This is a genomic window from Psychrobacter submarinus (assembly GCF_904846685.1).
Lineage (GTDB): Bacteria > Pseudomonadota > Gammaproteobacteria > Pseudomonadales > Moraxellaceae > Psychrobacter > Psychrobacter submarinus.
Map to the genome: position 1 here is coordinate 162,302 of NZ_CAJHBQ010000003.1, position 22,307 is coordinate 184,608.

Consider the following 22,307-nt stretch of genomic DNA (forward strand, 5'->3'; position numbering starts at 1 on the left):
ATTCAGTTGCGGTAAGTCAGCCCATAAAGACCACGTTATCTGTGGCTATGTTTAGTATGATGTTAGGTTTGGTCGGTTGTAATCAAAGCCAGACACCTGAACAGACGGCTGAAGGCGAGGCATCAACAACTGAAACTGAAGCGGCAACGGCCAATAGCGATCAGTCGGTGACGATTTATTCATCGCGTAATGAGCAGCTGATTAAGCCGTTATTAGATCGCTATACCGAAGAGACTGGCGTTGAGATTGAGCTGGTAACTGATAAAACAGGCCCACTGATGGCGCGCCTACAAGCAGAAGGCGATAACACCCCAGCTGATATGCTATTAACCGTTGATGCCGGTAACTTATGGCAAGCAGGAGAGCAGGGCTTATTGCAGCCGATAGCATCAGAAACTCTAAATACTAACGTTCCGGCGAAGTACCGTGATCCAGCGGGTAATTGGACAGGTCTGTCGCTACGCGCTCGTACTATCTTTTATGACCCTAGCAAAGTCGATGCAGAGGAGCTATCGACGTATGCTGATCTGGCTGATCCAAAGTGGAAAGGCAAGCTATGCTTGCGCACTTCAAAAAAGGTCTATAACCAGTCACTAGTGGCTAGTATGATTGAGCACTTGGGCCCTGAAAGAACTGAAGAGGTGATTCGCGGCTGGGTAGATAATCTAGCCACTGATGTGTTCAGCGATGATACGAGTATGCTAGAAGCTATTGCGGCTGGTCAGTGTGAAGTGGGTATCGCTAACAGCTACTACTATGGCCGCATCCTTGATGAAAACCCTGATTTTCCAGTAGAGATATTTTGGGCCAATCAAGACACAACTGGCACCCATGTCAACATCTCTGGCGCGGGCGTAGTTGCGGCAGCAGACAACCCAGATGGCGCGCTTAAATTGATGGAGTGGTTGTCGTCTGATGAAGCGCAAGGTATCTATGCCAGCTCCGATAAAGAGTATCCAGTAAAACAGGGCGTTGATGAGTCAGAGATGCTCAGATCTTGGGGCAGCTTTAAACAAGATGATATCAATGTTCAAAAATTTGGCTCGCTACAAACTCAAGCGATTCAAATGATGGACAAAGCAGGCTATAAGTAAGGCTTGTTCATTAGCGTCGCTATAGAGGGTAGAAGATGGTAGTAATATGGTAACGATACCAAAAGCGTCCGAACATGCAGACGATATAGGGGCTCCAGACCTTATCGTCGTTAAGGATCGCACCCTTCTTAAACGTGTTTTATCGAAATCAGTCTTAGGACTGATTTCGTTGTTTATGCTGATACCGATTTTGATCGTCCTACTGTCTTGGACACAGCCGATGGCTGATATCTGGCCACATATGGGCGAGTATGTGCTGCCGCAAGTATTAAAAAATACCGCTATCTTATTAGCGATGGTGACGGTCATCTCGGGTAGCGTGGGTACTTCGCTGGCTTGGGTTACGAGTATGTACCGCTTCCCAGGTCAGCGGTTTTTTTCTTGGGCTTTGATGTTGCCGCTTGCAATACCCGCCTATGTTTTCGCCTTTGTCACTGTCGGTATGGTTGATTTTAGTGGGCCTTTGCAGACAAGCTTGCGAGAGCTGGGCGTGACCACTGCTATTCCCTCAGTGCGCAACGTTTGGGGCGCAGGCTTTATTTTGTCGCTTGCTTTTTATCCTTATGTTTACTTATTAGCGCGGCAAGCTTTTTTGTCGCAAGGTCACCGCGCGATCGAAGCGGGGCAGATGCTTGGGCTCAGTCGTAGCCGCGTGTTTTTTCGTTTGGCGCTGCCGCAAGCACTGCCTTGGATTATTGGCGGCTTATTGCTGGCGAGTATGGAGACGCTAGCGGATTTTGGTGCGGTATCGGTATTTAATGTCGATACCTTTACCACTGCTATCTATAAGGCTTGGTTTGGCTTTTTCAGCCTGACTACCGCCGCGCAACTGGCGGCTTTACTTATTGGCGTAGTGTTTATCGTGGTGATATTTGAGCAGTATTGGCAGGCACGTCGCGGCTCGATAACCGCGCAAAGCAGTAATAAGCGCCTGACGAGTAACGCAGCAGCTAAATGGGGCATGACGCTGCTTTGTAGTCTGGTATTTTTATTGGCATTTTTAGTACCGTTTTTGCAGCTACTGTATTGGACGGCGATGAACTACCGCCAAGACTTTGATGCGCGCTATATCGATTTTGTCACCAACAGTCTGCTTATTGCGAGCATGACCACAGTGCTGATTGCCTTTCTCGCTATTATCATTGCTTGGATTAAGCGTCAGTATGCCGATAAGAGCACGAAATTGATGACCACGCTTGCTAATTTGGGCTATGTGGTACCAGGCACCGTGCTGGCAGTTGGCGTGTTTATTCCTATTGCTTGGTTGGACAATCAGCTGATCGCTTTTGGTATTACCACCAAGCAAGTATTATCAGGTAGCGTCATTGTGATGCTATTAGCACTCTCAACACGTTTTATGACGGTGAGCTTTCAGCCGATCGATCGGCAATTACAGCGACTGACGGTCAATCAAGAAGCCGCCGCTGAACTGTTAAGCAGTAGTCCGTTCCAGCGCTGGCGACAAGTGGTGCTGCCGGTACTTAGTCCGGGAGTGCTGACGGCTTTGCTAATGGGCTTTGTGGAGGTGATGAAAGAGATGCCAATCACCCTAATGACGCGTCGGCAAGGCTGGGATACGCTGGCGGTACGAGTGTTTGAAATGACAAGCGAAGGCATGTGGGCGAGAGCGGCGCTACCGAGTTTGCTGATTGTGTTGGTGGGGCTAATACCTGTATGGATATTACTACGCCAAAGTGAAAAGCATAGCTAATCTGCATAAATGGTAATCGCTCATGATTAACATGTTAGTATGAGCACTTTTAGATTTTTCCTTTAATTTTGTCACCTTTAAATAGCAGCGAGCACCTCTAATATTGAGTATCCCTAATATTTATTATCGCCCGTCTCATTTATTTATCGCTTACGAGTACCTTTTATGTATACCAACTTGACTAATGATACTTTAGATACCGAGGAGAGCTATGCAAAGCAGCCTTCTTCTAAAGACCGTCAATCCCTTACAAAAGGTCTAGATCCAAAGCTTATCAAAGCCAAAGCTAGGCTAGAAGTGAGCAAAAAATCATCTGTGCTCCCGGTATCAGCGTTACCGCAAAAAGGCCAAACTATGCAAAATACGCAAACGCTTGGTGAAGCGGATACGGGTAGCGATAGCAGCAGTGAGCAGAGCGACGGGCAACGTAACTACCATGACCCGCGCGCCTCAAAGAGCGATACTGAGCCTTTTTTAAAAGTAGAAAACTTAATCGTGGGCTACGATGATGTGACTATTGTCAATGGCTTGTCATTGAGCCTGCAACAAGGTGAGATCGGTTGTTTTTTGGGGTATAGCGGCTGCGGAAAAACCACAGCGCTGCGAGCTATTGCTGGGCTTGAGCCTATCCGCCAAGGCAAAATTGAGCTCAATCATCAGCGTCTAACCGAACAAGATAACCGCCATTCCTTTGCGGTGGCTCCTGCCAAGCGCGGTATGGGTATGGTGTTTCAAGACTATGCGCTATTTGGTCATCTCAGCGTCGCCAAAAACATTGGATTTGGTCTTAATAAATGGTCTAGCGCTGATAAAAAAGCGCGCGTGGCGCAGATGTTAGAGCTGGTGGGACTGAGCGAGCACGCTGATAAACGTCCCGCTGAGCTATCGGGTGGTCAGCAGCAGCGCGTGGCGTTAGCTCGGGCACTGGCTCCTAAGCCAAAGTTACTATTACTTGATGAGCCTTTTTCTAACCTTGATGTGGTGCTGCGCGAGTCACTAGCGATGAGCGTGCGTGATATTCTAAAACGCACCAATACTACTGCTATTTTAGTGACTCATGACCAAAACGAAGCGTTTGCGCTCGCAGATAAAGTCGGGGTTATGCATCAAGGCAAGCTGGTACAGTGGGCAACGCCAAGCGAGCTGTATCATGAGCCGGTTAGTCCTTTTGTCGCTGAGTTCGTCGGCGAGGGCGCGATGATAGATGGCATTATCAAAGAAGGTCATGTCGAGACGGCACTTGGCGATATTTATCGGCGCATGGAGGTGTACGATGCCTCAGGGCAGCCGCAATACTGCGAGTATGACTATCCTAATGGCACGCCCATCAAGGTGCTTGTGCGTCCTGATGATATCATTCATGATGATGATAGCCCGCAGACTGCATTAGTCGTTGGACGAGTGTTTCGCGGTGCCAACTATCTGTATCGGCTGCAATTAGACAGTGGTCAGACGGTATTGTCGTTAGTCGCGAGCCACCATAACCACGCAGTTGGTAGCCATATCGGTATCTTGCCGTTACTTGAGCATGTGGTGGTGTTCGATGAAAAAGACGTCAATGCCACCACGTGGTCAGAGTACGATAGATCACATTGAGCGCGCTTAAACAGGAGTAAACATATCAGTCAATATCAGCCGTTCGCAGTCGCTAAGATATGCAAGTAGCGTCCTAGCCATTTGTACGGTTCTAACTGAGAATAGCGTAGCTCCATTTTTATCACTGCTTCAGGGTCGTTATGACCGCCGCGCTTAAGCGGCGCGTAATCATGAAAGACACGTAGCCCGCTCTCAAGCACGATTTTATAATGATGTTGTTGTAGCCACGCTTCTACCTCTTGTCTGGCGACTGGATGATTGGGCGTTAGGCTTTTTTTATTGTCGGCGGCATAGTTGCCTTCAAGCTGTCTATCTAGCAGATTAAAATTACCCATAATTAGGTTGCGATAATCGAAGCTCGCTGGATTATAAAAGCAGAGTGATAATGCGCCTTGAGGGCGTAGCTGAGTATCAAAAAATCTCACTACCTCAGCCGGCTTGGCCAGCCATTCGAGCAGCGCGTGACAAAGGATGAGATCAAACTTACTATCGCTGTTTTCTGCAGTACTGTCTGTAGCAAGCTTGGATGCAAGCTCCTGATAAGGGCAAACCAGCCAACTGATATCTAGCTTGGTTTTGGTGCCTGTCTCAAGGGCGGCAGCATGAGTTTGCGCTTTGTCTAACATAGCGGCAGAGATATCATTGATGACAAGGATGTGACCTTGCGCTGCCAGCTCCATAGCGATTTGCGCTAAGCCGGCTCCGACATCTAATATGCGCAGCGGACGTCCTAAGCGTCGACTGTGCTCATTGACATAAGCAAAAATATCTCGGCGCAATACCGCAAGCCGAATCTCTCCTTTTAAACCGCCGTAGACCTTTTTTTCAAAATGATCAGCAATCGGCTCAAAGCTACGATCGGTACGTGTCGCTCTCTGCTGGTTTTGTGAGTTATCTTTTTTGTTGTCTGTCATAAATTGATTTTCTTTATTATTAAATTGACTACCGCTGCGTAGTTATGTTTAGTTTACTTTTATTAGAGCTTTATTTTGTACTTTAGCGGCGGCGTTTGAGCACCCATTTAAAGACCAGTTTAGATAATATGATAATAACGAAGACGACAATGACAAAGACCCAAATACCAGTGCCTTGTAAGTGTTGTTGATAGGCTTGAGCAAGGTATGCAGATAAGCCCATCGCGACTAATAGCGAACCCCAACGCACAAAAGGCAGTGCGCGATTATTATGATCAGGAAAGTACTGGGCATAATCACTAGAGAAGCTATAGAGCACCATTGCCAAAATCCAAACGATAGCTAAAACGATATCCATAAAATATTGACCTATAAAATAATAGTTTAATGGTTGAGCTTTAATAGACCCTGGGCAAAACCCGTAGTCAGTTTAGCGATTAAGAATATTTTGTCTATGATTATATTAGAATGAACGATATTAGAATGAACGATATTAGAGTGCTTAGAGCTCAAGAACTTGTACAAGAGCCGGAATTATCGATTTGAAGTATCTTTTTATGCTCTTTTACGGTATAAACAGTAAGGTGTATGCATTATAGATTATTAATCACTAAAGCTGTTTTTGATAAAGTGGCTATTGCGCTGTATTAATATTCTAAAATTAACATTAAAACCCTGTCACTCAATGCTAAGGATAGCGAATATGACCATTCCCCATGCCAATCTGTCTAAAATCCCAACGATGTCGCGCTGTTTATTATCGGTAGCTGTAGCAAGCAGCTTACTACTAACAGCTTGCGGCGATGATGATAATGATTTTAATGCGCCAATATCAACAGAATCTCCAACTACTTCAGAGTTTATAAATGCCTTTAGCCAAGATCAAATAGATACTCTTATTGGCGATACTGCTGACACTCCTGATGCTGAGTGCGGCGTCACCATTGAAAAGGTCAGCTATCCGACTGTTGGCGCTGCAGGCGAAGCGACTAACGCGACGGCAGCGTTAATGTTACCCACTGGCGATAGCGATGAATGTCAAGGTGAGCGTCCGGTACTGCTGTACGCTCATGGTACGACCACCGATAGAGGCTATGACTTTACCCAAGTCGGTAATGTCAATAATCCAGCAGTCGGCGAGTCAACACTCATAGCCGCTAACTTTGCCGCCCAAGGTTATATCGTTGTCGCGCCAAACTATGCTGGCTACGATGATTCCGAGCTTGATTATCATCCGTACTTAGTCGCTGAACAGCAGTCGAATGACATGGTCGATGCGCTAGAGAGTGCTCGCTCAGTGATCGACAAGCAAAAGCTAGCGAGTAATGACAATTACACCAACATCGATGATTCAGGTAAATTATACCTCTCAGGCTACTCACAAGGCGGTCATGTCGCTATGGCAACTGCGAGATTACTAGAGTCGCAAAATAAAACAGTAACGGCAATCGCGCCGCTCTCAGGGCCTTATGCGTTAGCTGCTTTTGGTGATGCGATTTTTGCTGGTAATGTAAATATTGGCGCGACCCGTTTTGCGCCGCTATTGGCAGATGGCATGCAAAAAAAGTACGGCAACATTTATAGTAACCCGACTGACATCTTTACCGCAGATTATGCCAACACGCAACTGCCAAGTCTGTTGAGTTTTGAGGAATTGGTTGCTGCCAATAAATTGCCTGACAATGCACTCTTTGAAGCAAAGCCGACCGATAATCCTTTGATCAATCAGCTGCCAGACAGTGACCTACCTTTTGCGTTCTTAGGGTTTGCTGACGATAACTATCTGATCAAAACAGATTTCCGTGCCGCTTATGTCGCTGATGCTTTACAAAACCAAGACCAGTTAATAGCAGGCACAGGTGCATTGCCCGCCCAAAACCCGCAAAACAACCTTCGTAAGGCGTTAAAGGATAACGACTTGCGTGGATATATACCAAAAATGCCGACACTATTGTGTGGTGGTAACCAAGACCCAACGGTATTTTATGATCTAAATACGGGTTCGATGGCGGCGATATTACAGCAGGCAAGTGCAGCGCCAAACGCCAACCTTAATGTGACGGTTCTAAATGTCGATGTTAGAAACAACCGAGGCGAAGTGACTCCGATTGGTGATAGTGCTATGAGCAACCCATGGATGTCAACAACCGTTATCGATGACGTTCAAGACAGATTCTCTACCACATTGACAGCTGTTCAAAATAATGCAATTGCGAATGCGCAGGCTGCGGGCGTAACAGATCCAACAGCATTAGCACAAGCGGCAGGTGCGGCTATATTGTCAAGCTATCACGGTGGTCTGGTCAGCAGTGCTTGTACTCAAGCGACCCGCGAATTCTTCGATCAAGATTTTAGCGCCTCTCAAGTGGTTCCAAGATAGTCTTAAACTGATAATCTGAAGATACTCGCGTCATCCAAAAAACTGCATCCGAAAGGGTGCAGTTTTTTTGTTGATAAAGCAGCTATAAATATAGAAAATTAGACGGGTTATCAGAGTAATATTACTAGCGTTTTGTCAAGTGCAAATAAAGCCTGCTAATCAGCTGTTTTGCTTGATTTTATTGGTATATAGATACCCCTAAGCTTGCAGATTTGTGCTAAAATAGTCCTCTTTATTTACTACTAAAACGATCATCATTTTCCCAAGATTTTTCATGCTTTATGGTGTTGCTTTACTGGCTAATTCTTTGATGGTTATCAAAGTCAGCTTAGTGTGGTGAGCGATCTATAAAGCCTGCAAAATTAATAAAGTGGATATGAGTGAAGGAGTGTATATGAGCGAGTCGGTCAGTCCTATTGGCATCGTAGATGAATTGAAACAGTCCTACTTAGATTATGCGATGAGTGTGATTGTCTCGCGTGCACTACCTGATGTCCGTGATGGCTTCAAGCCGGTGCATCGCCGCGTTATGTACGCTATGCATGTGCTCTCTAACGACTACAATAAGCCTTATAAGAAGTCAGCGCGTGTCGTCGGTGATGTCATCGGTAAATACCATCCGCATGGCGACAGCGCGGTCTATGATGCTATCGTACGTATGGCGCAGGATTTTAGCTTGCGCTACCCAATGGTTGATGGTCAGGGTAACTTTGGTTCGATCGATGATGATCCTCCGGCTGCCATGCGTTATACCGAAGTACGTATGACCAAGCTGACTCATCAGATGCTGGCAGATTTGGACAAAGATACCGTCGATTGGGAAGACAACTACGACGGCTCTGAGCGCATGCCAAGCGTATTGCCTGCGCGCGTGCCCAACCTTTTGGTCAATGGCACAACCGGTATTGCGGTCGGTATGGCGACCAATATGGCACCGCATAACTTAACCGAAGTGATCAATGCTTGCTTGGCTTACGCTGAGAACCCGCAAATCTCGGGTGAAGAGCTGATGACGCATATATCAGGTCCTGATTTCCCGACGGGCGGTATCATCTATGGCCGCGCGGGTATTCAAGACGCTTATCGCACGGGCAAAGGCCGCTTACACGTACGTGGTCGCTATCATATTGAGCCGATGAGTACTACCGGTGTCAACCGTGATCGCGAGCGCATTGTGTTCACTGAAGTGCCATATCAGGCCAATAAAGCTAAGCTGATTGAGCGTATCGCAGAGCTAGTTCGTGATAAAAAGATCGACGGTATCACTGAAATACGCGATGAGTCTGATAAAGACGGTATGCGTATCGCTATCGACTTGCGCCGCGGTGAGACCGCTGAAGTCATCGTTAATAATTTATTTTTGCAGACGCCGCTTGAGACCAGCTTTAGTATCAATATGGTGGCGCTTGATAACGGTCAGCCTAAGCTATTAACCTTGCGTCAACTGATTGCTGCCTTTGTGCGCCATCGTCAAGAAGTGGTGACGCGCCGTACTATATATGAGCTTAACAAAGCCCGGGTTCGTGGGCATCTACTCGAAGGTTTGACCGTAGCGCTCGCTAATATCGATGATATTATCGCCACGATAAAAGCATCTGCTAGCCGCGGTGAAGCGCGTGAGAGCTTACTTGGTAATACTTGGGGCTCAGGTAGTGTCGTCGCTATGCTAAAGGCCGCCGGTAGCCAATCGGTACGTCCTGAGTATATCGAAGGCGAAGACCCTAAAGCGCCATTCGGGCTTATCGATGATATGACTAAAGGCGAGCAAAGTTATCGTCTATCACTTGAGCAGGTCAATGCGATTTTAGAGATGCAGTTGCATCGCTTGACTGGCCTTGAGCAAGACAAACTGACTGAAGAATACCAAGACTTGTTACGTGAGATTGCTAACCTAGAAGCTATCTTAGGGGATTTTGATAAGCTGATGACTATTATCTCTAATGAGATGATTGAGATTCGAGACAACTTCGGTGACGAGCGCCGTACTGATATTATCGATTCGCGCAGTGACTTTAGCCGCGAAGACTTAATCCCAGAGCAGACGGTGGTGATGACCGTTTCGCGCACCGGCTATGCCAAGACTCAGCCTATCGATGATTATGTCGCACAAAAACGCGGCGGTAAAGGTAAGTCAGCGACGGCGATGAAAGAAGACGATGTTATCGATCATCTGCTTGTCACGTCTACTCATGCGACCGTATTATGCTTCACAGATACTGGCCGCGTCTTTAGCTTACGTGGCTTTGAAGTACCGATTGCCAGTCGCGGTTCGCGCGGTCGTCCTTTGGTGAACTTAATTGGGCTCAGTGCTGATGAGTCAGTGACGACGATACTGCCTATTCCAAAGATGGTAGAAGAGTCCTCCGCTACAAGTGAGCTGACTGTAAACGAGACAGACGATGACTCGTTAGAAGGCAGCACGACTGCCGCGCCGCCTTTTGTGTTCTTTGCAACGGCGAATGGTACGGTGAAGCGGGTAGAGCTCAAGCAGTTTGCCAATATTCGCTCTAATGGCTTGATTGCTGTAAGCTTAGAGGAAGGTGATAAGCTTGTGAGCGCGCGTATCACTAGCGGTAGTCAAGAGGTGATGCTATTTGCTTCAAGCGGTAAAGCGATCCGTTTTGATGAAAACGATGCTCGCGCTATGGGCCGTACCGCTAAAGGTGTGCGCGGTATGCGTCTAAAAGATGATGAGTTTATTAAATCTTTAGTCGTTATCGAAGATGACGTCCGTGAGATTTTGATTGCTTGTGAAAACGGCTTTGGTAAGCGTACCTTCATTGAAGAGTTTAATACCCAAAATCGCGGCGGCGGCGGGGTTATCGCTATCAAAACCAGTGAGCGTAATGGCGCTTTGGTACGCGCAACTAAGGTCGATCCAGAAGATGATATTATCTTAATATCTGATAAAGGTACTTTAGTGCGTACGCCAGTCGAGCACGTCGCAAGTGCTGGTCGTAACACGCAGGGCGTAACCTTGATTCGTCTGTCTAAAGATGAGACGCTAGTGGCTATGGCAAGGGTCGAGCACGAAGAGGACGATAATGAGCTGATTGAAGCCATGCGTGAGGATGGTACCTTTGGCGCTGAAGCTCAGGAGCAGGCAGATATCGATACCACTACCGCAAGCGGCGCAAACGATGATATCAGTGATACTGTCGATATCGCTAATGACTATGATATAGAAACTGGTGTCGATGGAGATAGCTAAGTTAAGGGCGAGAGTTAAGTCGCCAATCTAAACAGGGTCATTCTGGTTTTCACATTTCACATAGAACCTCTAACGTTATCGTTAGAGGTTTTTAATTTTCTTATTTGTATTTTTAATACTCTTTAATTCGATGTTCTAAAGCGTTAAGTCATCGCTTTAATAAGGACGGTAAATCTAAAAGGCTGTTGTTATGCTAACTAACAATCAAACTTTTCAAGGAACGGTAGCTGGCGCGTCTGCGAGTTTTTTATTCTCGCTATTATTCTTATTTGGTTTATTGATGCAGCCTTTAACGGGACGCAAGTAGCGTCATGGCGGGTCATCATGATGCTGATCAGCCTAACAATATTGGTCAGCTTAACGAAGCAGTGGCAGCATGTTTTTGATTATCTAAAGACCATAAAAACCCCAAAAGAGTGGTTGATATTTATTTTACCGACGCCGATTTTGGGCGGCCAGATCTGGCTGTTTATGTGGGGGCCGGTTAATGGCTTAGGGCTCGATGTCACTTTGGGCTATTTTTTACTGCCATTAGTGATGATTATGGTAGGGCGATTTTTTTATAAAGAATATATGAGCGCTCTACAGTGGCTAGCTGCGCTAATAGCGGCGCTCGGCGTTGCGTATGATGTTTATCAATACGGTACGATATCTTGGGCGACTTTATTTGTCTGTTTAGGATACCCGCCTTACTTTTTGATGCGCCGCAAGCTAGCTGTGCCACCGATTACTGGTCTATTATCAGATCTAACTTTACTATTACCGGTGGTGCTTTTTGCGTTGTATAGCAGTGGCGGTTTTGGTACAGCGCTCAGCGATAACAAGTTTTGGTATTTACTGCCATTATTAGGAATATTTAGCGCGCTTGCGATGTCGCTGACGATGGTGGCGAGTAGTAAGTTGCCGGTGTCACTGTTTGGAACGCTGAGCTATTTAGAGCCGATTTTCCTATTTATATTTTCTATTACGATTTTGAGTCAAGGGCTTGATGAGGGCGGCTCATTATTTATGTATAGTATGATTATAGTAGCTTTGGCGATTATGATTATAGACAGCGCTAGAGGTTATCTATATCGTCGCCGCGAGGATCGCTTGCATGGCTATAATGAGCCATTGGTGCATAGTTTTCCTTCGCGTCAACGTCTCAAAAATCGCCGTATCGAGGGAATATTAGCGGCTAGGCGTTTTCGTAAAATTAACCGCTATCAACGAAAAATAGCGAAAATGTCGCGTAAGATTGAGAAGTTAAATACAAAATAAGCCAACGCTTTCGAGCGCACTCTGTATTTATAGATAGACCCTAATGCGGCAAAATTTTGACCGGTTAGATATTATTTTTGGTAACTGTAATGGGCTTTGCTGGTATTAATGGCGGTTTGACTGAGATATGATGATATTAAAGTAGCAAAATCTTAAAGTATTGATTTTTATATTTATCACTCACTATTTATCAGCTAGCCCAATTTATCAAAATATTATTAGGAGAATTTATGTTGCATCTTCATCATTTAGAAAACTCGCGCTCTTTTCGTATTTTATGGTTATTAGAGGAGTTGGGGGCTGATTATCAGCTGACTTGTTATAATCGTACCAAAGCCTACCGTGCCCCTGATAGTCTAAAAGAGGTGCACCCGCTAGGTCATGCGCCTATATTAGAAGCGGATGGACGGACGCTGATAGAGTCAGGCTTTATTATCGAATATCTACTCAAGCACTATGACAAGGAGCAGCAGTTTAAGCCTAGTGACGATAACGAAGCGGCTTGGGAGAATTATACCTTTTGGCTACACTTTGCAGAAGCGTCAGTCATGCCGCCGTTAGTGATGCGTTTGGTATTTACCAAAGTAGTGCAGCAATCGCCGATGCTCATCAAACCGGTCAGCAAAAAGATTCAAGCACAAATCGAAAAGAACATGGTCAAATCAAGCTTAGATCCGATATTTGCGATGATGGAGAAGCACTTAGAAGACAATCAGTGGTTTGCGGGTGCTGAATTCAGTGCGGCAGATATTCAGATGCATCTAGCAGTGTTAGGGGCCAATGCGGGTGAAGGTTTAAATAGAAAAAAATATGCCAACATCTTAAACTGGCTTAAACGCAGTGAAGAGCGTCCAGCCTTTAAACGTAGTGAAGAGAAAGGCGGTCGTCTTAACTTCTAAGCGGTTAAACTCGTAAAATAGATTTTTAGGTAGAAGCCAAAAGCGTGTCATTCAATTCGTTGATGATGCGCTTTTTGGTTATAATGGCTAGCAAATACAATTAAACGCTTCAAAAAGGTAGGATAATGAAAGAGCCAAATAAAGTAACTGACGAGCCTTTTGAGGAAGAAATCATCGAGCAACAGCCGATATCGCTCAAGTCTTGGGGCCAAAAGCTCCTTGTCGCGCTGCTTTGTATTGCTAGCTTTTATGGTGGCTGGAAGTCTTATGAGTCTAATATGGCAAACGAGTGTTATGCTAGTGGCGGACAAATAATTGAAGGAAAGCGCACCTTTATCTGTGAGCTTCCCTAGTTTTTTGGACTCTAAGGAGTAAGCAGCGAGCTATGCTACAACTGACCTTTTTGGGCACTTCGGCGGGCGTACCAACTAAACAGCGTAATGTCACCGCGCTCGCTATCGAATGCCTAAATCCTTATTTATCTAGTCAAAACCAATCCCGCAAAAAATCACGACCTTGGCTACTTATCGATTGCGGCGAGGGCACGCAGCAGCAACTGCTTCAGACTAAGCTGTCTTTGCATCAGCTGACGGTTATCTGTATCACGCACGTGCATGGCGACCACTGTTATGGCCTTCCAGGTTTGCTTGCAAGTGCCGCAATGTCAGGACGCACTGCGCCCTTAACCATTATTGCGCCAAAAGCCATTCACGACTTTCTTGACGCGGTAAAATCAACTACTGAGCTACACTTTCCTTTTGCGATCGACTTTATAGCGATAGAAGAGGTTCTGTCTGATAATGGAGCTAAAATCTCTCTGGCTTTAGACAATCAGCAACAGCTCGAGATTGATATCACAAAACTGTCGCACCGGGTGGCTTCGCATGCTTTTGGGGTGACGCAAACGATTCATCAGCGGGTGCTAAATACAGATAAGCTCAAAGCAGCAGGTATTCCCGCTAGCCCTTTATGGGGTCAGTTACAGCAAGGTTATGATGTCACTTTAGAAGACGGACGACAGTTGGCATCAGCTGATTATGTCCATAATAATCAGCGGCGCACACGAATAGTGGTGGCAGGGGATAACGACAGTCCAGAGCTATTAAGTGCCGCTGTCAAAAACACGGATCTACTCGTCCATGAAGCGACTTATACTAATGAGGTAAAAGCACGTATTTTAGCCAAAAACTCTGGCAATATGGGCAACGCAGGCTTTGATCCCATGCACAGTAGCGCTCAGCAAGTGGCACAATTTGCAAAGGATAGCGGTCTACAACATTTAATCTTGACCCATTTTAGCGCCCGTTATCAGAACTTTGATAACCCTAATAGCACTACTGCTAATATGAGTCATATTCGTTTAGAAGCGCAAAGGTATTATCAAAATCAGTTATGGTTAGCTGAGGACTTTGCGCAATATACGGTCGAAGGCGAACCAATTACTACTAACAAAGGTAGTGAGCACACTGCCAAATCCAGCGTTCAGTATTTAGGTCTCATAAATAAATAGACAATAAATTAGCCTCTTTAAATGACCGGACATTAGCCCTCACTATCAGCCGCAGCCAATTGTGTTTTGCCGCTAAAGTAGCGACTAAACTGATAAGCAACTCGCCCTGATCGGCCGCCGCGCTCTGATGCCCAGCGTAAAGCTGCGGCTCTGATATCGTCAGCTAGAGGCGGCTCTTCTTTGCCAATCGTAGTCATTTTAGCCTCACTATGATTTTCTGAATGAGTTTCTAAAGCACCCGATATTTTCGCTTGCTCTAAGCTCAGATAATGCTGCACAATTTGAAGATAAGTATGTTGATCCATCGGATGAAAGGATAACCAAAGACCAAAACGATCCGATAAAGACACGGTCTCATCTATAGTCTCATAAGGGTTAACCTCATCGGTCTGTCCATCATAAATACTAATATTATCCTTCATCAATTGCGGTAATAGATGGCGGCGGTTACTGGTTGCATATACTAAAAGCTTGTCTTGCTCAGAGTCTAGCGCGCCATCGAGTACGCTTTTTAGCGCCCGATAACTCTCATCTTGACCGTTAAAGGCCAAATCATCACAGTACACGACATAGCGGCACTGAGTGTCAGCAGGCAGTGCATTGATAGCAGCGCGAATTTTATCGAGCACTTGTAGATCATCACGGGCAATCTCGATAATACGTAAACCTTCGCTGTGATATTCTTGCAGTAGAGCGCGTATTAGCGATGATTTACCGGCGCCGCGAGTTCCGGTCATCAGTACGTGATTGGCCGGAAAGCCTTTTAAGAATTGACGCGTGTTTTGAACCAGTTTTGTTTTTTGGGTCTCAATACCTTGTAAGTCATCTAAGCTTAAAAACAGATTTACTGATAAGGGTTCAAGATGACCACTGCGACCACCGACCCAGCGATAAGCCAATTGTTCGGGGTCGATTTGAATGGTTGGCGTGACGCGCTCTTGTAAGTATTGCTCTAGCAATGTCAGTAACGGTGCGGGTAGGGCGTAGTGATCGTTCGGCTTGGATTCGGACATATCTATTCTAATCGTTTGGGTTAAATTTAATGCAGATAATATAGGGCGTGTTGAACATTCACAAATGCGCACTGCTGATAGCTAAAATAGTTCTAGTCTAAGTGAAAATTGCAGATAATGCTTATTGCATTGGCTAGCTGATTTTATTTAAACAGTCGCAACGACTAGGGCGATTTTAGCATCAGCCCTCACGACAACAACAGGGACAGGACTATTTTTTGCCGCTTTATTGATAAAAATAGACGCTTAGAACGACTAAACTTACCATTTTTATCTGCAAATCGCCTAAAAAATAGTCTCTGTCAGTGCCAAGGTCGAATGTTCAACACGCCCTAGTCAGTTCACTATGAAAATGTTATGCAAGGCTGCTATGAATTATTGCAGCCTCTGTCTGCGTAGGCACGGCACGCCAGAAAATTTTATTAGTCTTGCTGGTCAATCAAACGCATAACACTTTTAATCAGGTCTACTATAGCCACATAAGGGCTTTACTTTACTATGAAAGATGAAGAAAGTCATGGGTCAAAAAAACAAGAGCTGCAACTGCAAGCTGATAAGCTCTTACCTACGATAACTCATACGCTTATGCAACTAGGCTATCTTAATATCGTGCATCAACGGCTGAGCCAACCAAACGACACTGCAAAAACCTATCAAGGCTTAAGCCGAGCTATTCACGCTCAGTTTGGTCAGGTGATGATAAAATGGCAACTGAGCCCTGATAGCTCTTTAGATGCAGCATCATTGAATCATGAAATAAAGGTGCTGAAAGTAGTAAACCGTTTGCAAAGTAGCAATGGAGCCGCTCAAAAAAACACTACCGCGCCGCCCGTTCTCGCTTACGGCACTTTGCGCTTAAATATACTCGGACAAGAGCAGTCATTCACTTGGCTAGCTATACCTTATTACACGCAAGGCAGTTTGGCGCAACATCTCAAGCAGCCACTAACCCTGGCACAAAAGCACTTAATTATCGTCAAAGCGGCAGCGCTCATAAAGTCTCTACATGATAAAGAGTGGCTGCATAACGATATTAAGCCTAGTAATATTTTAATGGATAAAGAGCAGAACTTACTATTAACGGACTTTGCTTTAGCGAGACCAATTGCAAATAGTTCTAAAAACAAGCTACAAGCTAAAAACAGCGCGGGTACGCCAGCTTATCTTGCGCCAGAGCTATGGCAAGGGCAGAGCAGTACGGTGCAAAGTGATATCTATGCGTTTGGCATTATGATGTATGAGGTTTTGGCGGGCATGCGACCGTATGCTATTGAGTCGTCAACTACGCAGCCATGGCGAGACTGGGCGATTCAGCATTGCCAACGGCCGATTCCTCGATTGCCTTTTCAATATAGTCATTATCAAGATGTTTTGGATAAGGCTTTGGCGAAACGAACCAGTGAGAGATATCTAAGTATGAAGGAAGTTAGTTTTGAAGGACTTACAATTATAAAATAAACGTACAAACACAAAAAAGCCTGCTAAAAAGCAGGCTTTGATATTTGGTCTAAGATGTACTAACCGAAAATGGTGGGGCTGGAGAGACTCGAACTCTCACACCTTGCGGCGCCAGAACCTAAATCTGGTGCGTCTACCAATTCCGCCACAGCCCCATTATCGTCACTCTATCATCGTCAGCGCTTAAATTCAAACGTCTAACAGACAGATAACTGATTCGGTAGTGCGTCTCAGTGGTTGGCTATTATATAGAGTTTCGCAGTTTTGGCAACCCCTTTTTGCAAATTAATTTAATTTTTTTGCAGATTAAATGAAAATCTGTAATCCTTTTATAGGAAAAGCAAGCTAATCAAAGACTTGGCTACTCCTCTGTAGTAGGCTTGCTCGACGATACATCAAGCAATGTTAGCTTGCGTGTCAACGTATTACGGCCCCAACCCAATAGCTGAGCCGCAGCTAGCTTGCGCCCGCCGCTATGGCTAAGCGCTTCTCTCAACAGTACACGCTCAAACTCTGGGGTCGCTAACTGTAGGATGTCCGTTTCACCCGCTTGCAAAGACTGTTTAGCCCAGTCTGCTAGCGCTTGCTGCCAACTTATCGAAGTTTCAGTAATCGCTGTAGAAGTATGCGAATGGACAGGCGAGGTACTATTCATTTGCGCGGATGGAATTTCTTGAGTAGTAAGAGCGGCCTGAGCGTTATTATTACTTAATGAGTCCGCAGCATTATCGGCGAGCAGTTCAGGAGGCAGATCTTGGGTAAGCACCGTATCCCCAGCCGCCATCACTGTCAGCCAAAGACAAACGTTCTCTAACTGGCGTACATTACCGCGCCAGTCAAAGGATTGCATACTACGCAGAGCATCAGGACTTAACTGTTTGACGGCGGTGTTCATCTGCTTGCCTGCTTGCTGCATAAAATGACTGGCTAAGGCTGGAATGTCTTCTCGGCGGGCTCGCAAAGGCGGCAGCGGTAGACGGATGACGTTGAGGCGATAAAATAAGTCTTCGCGAAATTTGCCTTGCTGGACGAGCTGCTCTAGGTTTTGATGGGTGGCAGCGATGATACGCACATCGACTTTAACAGGCTGCTGACCACCGACCCGATAAAACTCGCCATTCGCGAGCACGCGCAGTAGCCGCGTTTGCGTACTAAACGGCATATCACCGATTTCATCTAAGAACAGCGTACCGCCATCAGCTTGCTCAAAGCGGCCTTGACGCTGCGTCGTCGCGCCAGTAAAAGCGCCTTTTTCATGGCCAAATAACTCAGATTCAATTAAGTCATGCGGAATCGCTGCCATATTTAGCGCGATAAAGGAATGCTTGGCGCGCGGCGAGTGCTGATGTAGGGCGCTTGCCACTAGCTCTTTACCTGTACCTGACTCACCGGTGATCAGTACAGTAATCGGCGAATGAGCCAAACGGCCAATCGCGCGAAACACAGTCTGCATGGCTTGCGACTGCCCGATAATACCACTCGGATTGGTGTTATCGCTTGGTGTAGAGACAGGCTTCTTAACATCGCTAGCAGTTTTAGTATTTTGCTGGTTGTCTGCATTCTGAGTAGAGTGTGATGCTATAGGTTCTTTATTTATCGCCGTGCGGCTTTGATCCATTAAGCGGTCTTGATGAGTATCACTATCTGGCTGATGATTGAGCGCTTTATAAATGATCGCGACAGCATCATCCAAATCGAAGGGCTTGGCTAGATAATCAAACGCACCTGCCTGATAGCTATTGATGGCTGACGTCAGATCGGAATGTGCAGTCATAATGACGATAGGCAGTTCAGGGAAGTGCTTATGCACCCAATCGCTGAATGACAGGCCATCCATCATCGGCATACGAATGTCAGTCAAGATAACATCAGGGAGCTGCGATGCAGGCTCGCGCTTTTGTAAAATATCATTGAGGCGCGTCCAGGCCGCTTGCGCTTGTGTAAAGCTGATAACCGTCAGATCAGCTTCGGTAAAAGTGTCGGCCAATACCAAGCGTAGTGCGGCATCGTCATCGATAAGCCATAGAGTAGCAAGAGTGGTCATAGTGTTATTAACTCATCGTTATTGTCATTATTAGCAGTAGGGATTATTTATAACTGACAGCATTAAGTGAGTGCAGTGGCTGAGTAAACGGCAAGTACAGTGTAAAGCAAGTTGAATTGCCACTCTTATGTTGCTTAGAGTGCACTTCAATCATACCATGATGCCGGCTGAGAATGTCTTGTACAATCGACAAGCCAAGCCCCGTACCCGCCGCGCGGCTCGTCACCATCGGGAAGAATATTTGTCCGAGTAAGCTTGATTCTATACCGCCGCCGTTATCAGTGATAGAGAGCTGTAGTACTTGTTTGTGCTGCTGCTGACCGATAGTGTGCTGAAATGCAATACGTGTTTGAATGGCTAACTGCGGCTGATAGTTTGCATCGACTTGCAACTGCGCAAATTCGGTCATCGACTCACAAGCATTATTAAGTAAGTTTAAAAATACCTGAATCAGCTGGTCTTTGTCAGCTGTAAGCTCTGGCAAAGATAAGTCATAATCACGCTTTATAGTCACTTTAGGATACTGACTAAGGACTAAGGCCAAGACATGCTCTAGTGGCTGATGGATGTTAATGAGTTGCCAATGCGCAGGCTGGTTGGACCCTAGCAGCTGACCGATGAGCTGCGTTAAGCGATCGGTCTCGGAGATGATGATATCAGTATACGCATGAAGCTTGTCTTTAAGCATACTTTTATCTAATAGTATATTAGACGTAGCGGTGGTGGCTTTGTCGTTTGAGCTTAGCGAGAGAGCACTGGGGTCGCCGTCTAGCTTTTGGATTTTATTGAACTGGCGCACGAGTAGCTGCGCGGCTCCGCGAATACCGGCAAGTGGGTTTTTGACTTCGTGAGCCACCGAGCGCAGCATTTGCCGAGCGACTTCGTATTGCTGCTGTTGGCGCTGGTCTTCCGTGATGCGGCTTTGCCGATCTTTACCCCACATCTCAACGATGAAATAGGGTCTTTCCTGATATACAACCGGCGTTACGCTATAGTCTATGAGTAGGACATCACGGCTATCAGAAGAAAAATCTATTATATGATCATGAGTGACAAAGGGCTGCTGATACTGCTGCGCTTGATAAAAACGCTCAGTCAGTAGGCCGGTTGGAGCATCATCTGTCGTTATAGACAGGTTTGTCGCTATATGCTCTAACTCTTCGGGTGCGAGTAATTTGAGTATAGATTGCCCTAACAGTCTACCGCGGCTAATAGCCAGTAGCTGCTCTACTTGCGCATTGATCCACTCGATAACTAAGGAGTCATCAACCCATAAGATGGCGGTGAATAGTTGCTGGGAGATAAAAGCTAAGTCGGGCGTAGTAGCAGAGGCTAGCGAATGGCTGCTCATAAAAAAGCCTATAGAGTAAAAGGGGGCATGGTTCATAGAGATGATGTATTAAATCAATAACATTTAACCATAAATCAACAGCATAGCATGGCAAAACTAGCAGTTATCACAAAAAAAACGTACAATGCGCTCAGCCATTTTATCTCAAGCAAGGTCAGCTATGTCCAAAAATTCTATGCCATCAGATGATACTATTTTAGCCGATTCGGTAGCGCCATCGCCAGCTAATGCCGCGCTAAAAAACACCGCGACAGTATTCAATCCTGCGCAAGTACCGAGTAGCGAGAGTCCTGAGCAAGCCTCCAGCACTACTCAAGCGTATCATCATAAAGCCAATCATAACCAAAACCGTAGTATCGAACAAAGTAGCAGCAGCGCTCAAGCTCATGCAAGCTCGCCTGTCACTGCGCCCAAAATCGGTTTTGTGTCGCTTGGCTGCCCAAAAGCTTTGGTAGACAGCGAGCGCATTATCACTGAGCTGAGCCGCGATGGTTATCAAGTAGCCAGTGATTACGACGGCGCAGATTTAGTCGTCGTCAATACCTGCGGTTTTATCGAGTCGGCAGTACAAGAGTCGCTCGACGCTATCGGTGAAGCCATCAGTAAAAATGGCAAAGTGATCGTCACCGGCTGCTTGGGCAAAGAAGCGGATAAAATCCGTACTATGCACCCAGCCGTATTGTCAGTGACCGGCGCGCATGCTTATGACGAGGTCATTACTGCTGTTGCCCAGCATGTGCCGCGCCCTACTAAAGAGCAAGATAAAGACTACAATCCCAAAATCGATCTGATCGACGAGGCAGGCATCAAGCTGACGCCAAGCCATTATGCTTATCTAAAGATATCTGAGGGCTGCAACCACCGCTGTACGTTTTGTATTATTCCAAGCCTGCGCGGCGATTTAGTCTCGCGCTCCATAGATCAGGTGATGAATGAAGCGGTAGCGCTAAAAAATGCTGGCGTCAAAGAGCTACTTATCATCTCGCAAGATACCTCAGCTTATGGCTTAGATCTTAAATATAAGACCAGCTTTTGGAACGGTATGCCGCTCAAATCCAAATTTTATGATATGTGCCAAGCGCTTAATCAATTAGGCATATGGGTGCGCCTGCATTATGTCTATCCGTATCCGCATGTCGATAAAGTGGTTGAGCTGATGGGCGAGGGTAAGCTGCTGCCGTATCTCGATATTCCGTTCCAGCATGCCAGTCATAAAATCCTCAAAGCCATGAAACGCCCCGCGCATAGCGAAAACACCTTGGCGCGGATCAAAGCGTGGCGTGAGATTTGCCCTGAGATTGTCATTCGCTCAACCTTTGTGGTCGGCTTCCCCGGTGAGACCGAAGAGGACTTTCAGTGTCTACTCGACTGGCTAGTAGAAGCCCGTCTAGACCGAGTCGGCGCGTTTACTTATTCAGAAGTCGAAGGCGCTGTCGCCAATGACTTGCCAAATCCCGTTCCCGAAGCGGTGAAGCAGGAGCGTTATGAGCGCTTTATGGCGCTCCAACAAGAGATCTCCGCGCAAAAGCTACAAGAGAGAATCGGTAAGACGCTACAAGTATTAGTTGATGAGATTGATGTGGAAGAGGATATCGCTATCTGCCGCAGTTACGCGGACGCGCCAGAGATTGACGGTCATGTCTATGTCGACAATATTGACGCTACGGTAAAAGTTGGCCAGTTTTTAACAGTGACTATCGATGACGCTAGCGAATACGATTTGTTTGCAAGCTTTCAAGGTTAAGATTGAGGTTAAGGCTAGGGCTAAGGCTCAATAAAAGCGTATATCCGTCAGGCATAATGACAAAAGCGGTGAATGAAAATTGCCCAATAAGGGATAGTTTTTGCTACAATTAGCGCAATTTA

Annotated in this window: 16 protein-coding genes and 1 tRNA gene; 11 read left to right on the forward strand and 6 right to left on the reverse strand. The window is 46.0% G+C overall.

The annotated features are described in order from the left end of the window. The first annotated feature begins 59 nt into the window (after positions 1–59). From JMY03_RS10020 to JMY03_RS10030, 3 genes are all read left to right on the forward strand, one after another. Positions 60–1,094, forward strand: a complete 1,035-nt coding sequence (locus JMY03_RS10020) for an extracellular solute-binding protein (protein ID WP_390880295.1) — start codon at positions 60–62, stop codon at positions 1,092–1,094. Between the two features lie 46 nt (positions 1,095–1,140). After that, on the forward strand, positions 1,141–2,805 hold the full coding sequence (locus JMY03_RS10025) for an ABC transporter permease (protein WP_201603502.1): 1,665 nt from the start codon (positions 1,141–1,143) through the stop codon (positions 2,803–2,805). A 492-nt stretch (positions 2,806–3,297) separates the two neighbouring features. Beyond that, a complete protein-coding gene (locus JMY03_RS10030) occupies positions 3,298–4,401 on the forward strand; it encodes an ABC transporter ATP-binding protein (RefSeq protein ID WP_227675607.1) in 1,104 nt (367 codons plus the stop codon). A gap of 35 nt (positions 4,402–4,436) precedes the next feature. On the opposite strand, the gene JMY03_RS10035 is transcribed toward JMY03_RS10030, so the two are convergent. Further along, entirely contained in the window at positions 4,437–5,315 is an 879-nt protein-coding gene (locus JMY03_RS10035; RefSeq protein ID WP_201603504.1) for a methyltransferase, read from the reverse strand. Positions 5,316–5,397: 82 nt separating this feature from the next. After that, positions 5,398–5,673 carry a hypothetical protein gene (locus tag JMY03_RS10040; protein ID WP_025647099.1) on the reverse strand — a complete coding sequence of 92 codons (276 nt, stop codon included), beginning with the start codon at positions 5,671–5,673 and terminating at the stop codon, positions 5,398–5,400. Between the two features lie 345 nt (positions 5,674–6,018). Between JMY03_RS10040 and JMY03_RS10045 the strand changes: the two genes are divergently transcribed. The 6 genes from JMY03_RS10045 (at position 6,019) to JMY03_RS10070 (ending at position 14,575) form a co-directional block, all read left to right on the forward strand. Then, positions 6,019–7,695 (forward strand): alpha/beta hydrolase family protein, encoded by a 1,677-nt coding sequence (locus JMY03_RS10045; RefSeq protein ID WP_201603505.1) that lies wholly within the window; start codon positions 6,019–6,021, stop codon positions 7,693–7,695. Between the two features lie 394 nt (positions 7,696–8,089). Next, on the forward strand, positions 8,090–10,906 hold the full coding sequence (gene gyrA, locus JMY03_RS10050; RefSeq protein ID WP_201603506.1) for a DNA gyrase subunit A: 2,817 nt from the start codon (positions 8,090–8,092) through the stop codon (positions 10,904–10,906). Between the two features lie 276 nt (positions 10,907–11,182). Beyond that, complete coding sequence (gene rarD / locus JMY03_RS10055) at positions 11,183–12,166, forward strand: EamA family transporter RarD (RefSeq protein WP_265089643.1); 984 nt, start codon at positions 11,183–11,185, stop codon at positions 12,164–12,166. A gap of 230 nt (positions 12,167–12,396) precedes the next feature. Then, complete coding sequence (locus JMY03_RS10060) at positions 12,397–13,065, forward strand: glutathione S-transferase (RefSeq protein WP_201603507.1); 669 nt, start codon at positions 12,397–12,399, stop codon at positions 13,063–13,065. A gap of 125 nt (positions 13,066–13,190) precedes the next feature. After that, on the forward strand, positions 13,191–13,418 hold the full coding sequence (locus JMY03_RS10065; RefSeq protein WP_025647094.1) for a hypothetical protein: 228 nt from the start codon (positions 13,191–13,193) through the stop codon (positions 13,416–13,418). Positions 13,419–13,450: 32 nt separating this feature from the next. Next, positions 13,451–14,575: an MBL fold metallo-hydrolase gene (locus JMY03_RS10070; protein WP_201603508.1), complete on the forward strand. Its 1,125-nt coding sequence runs from the start codon at positions 13,451–13,453 to the stop codon at positions 14,573–14,575. Between the two features lie 32 nt (positions 14,576–14,607). Here the strand turns inward: JMY03_RS10070 and JMY03_RS10075 are convergent, their stop codons facing one another. Further along, positions 14,608–15,588 carry an ATP-binding protein gene (locus tag JMY03_RS10075; RefSeq protein WP_201603509.1) on the reverse strand — a complete coding sequence of 327 codons (981 nt, stop codon included), beginning with the start codon at positions 15,586–15,588 and terminating at the stop codon, positions 14,608–14,610. Between the two features lie 498 nt (positions 15,589–16,086). Here JMY03_RS10075 and JMY03_RS10080 point away from each other — a divergent pair, with 498 nt between their 5' ends. Next, positions 16,087–17,046 carry a serine/threonine protein kinase gene (locus JMY03_RS10080; protein WP_201603510.1) on the forward strand — a complete coding sequence of 320 codons (960 nt, stop codon included), beginning with the start codon at positions 16,087–16,089 and terminating at the stop codon, positions 17,044–17,046. 70 nt (positions 17,047–17,116) lie between these two features. On the opposite strand, the gene JMY03_RS10085 is transcribed toward JMY03_RS10080, so the two are convergent. From JMY03_RS10085 to JMY03_RS10095, 3 genes are all read right to left on the reverse strand, one after another. After that, positions 17,117–17,201: transfer RNA gene (locus JMY03_RS10085), tRNA-Leu, on the reverse strand. 206 nt (positions 17,202–17,407) lie between these two features. After that, positions 17,408–19,090, reverse strand: coding sequence for a sigma 54-interacting transcriptional regulator (locus JMY03_RS10090; RefSeq protein WP_201603511.1), 1,683 nt, complete (start codon positions 19,088–19,090; stop codon positions 17,408–17,410). 43 nt (positions 19,091–19,133) lie between these two features. Continuing rightward, positions 19,134–20,441, reverse strand: a complete 1,308-nt coding sequence (locus JMY03_RS10095) for a two-component system sensor histidine kinase NtrB (protein WP_201603512.1) — start codon at positions 20,439–20,441, stop codon at positions 19,134–19,136. Between the two features lie 160 nt (positions 20,442–20,601). Here JMY03_RS10095 and rimO point away from each other — a divergent pair, with 160 nt between their 5' ends. Continuing rightward, entirely contained in the window at positions 20,602–22,185 is a 1,584-nt protein-coding gene (gene rimO / locus JMY03_RS10100; protein WP_201603513.1) for a 30S ribosomal protein S12 methylthiotransferase RimO, read from the forward strand. Positions 22,186–22,307: the final 122 nt, after the last annotated feature.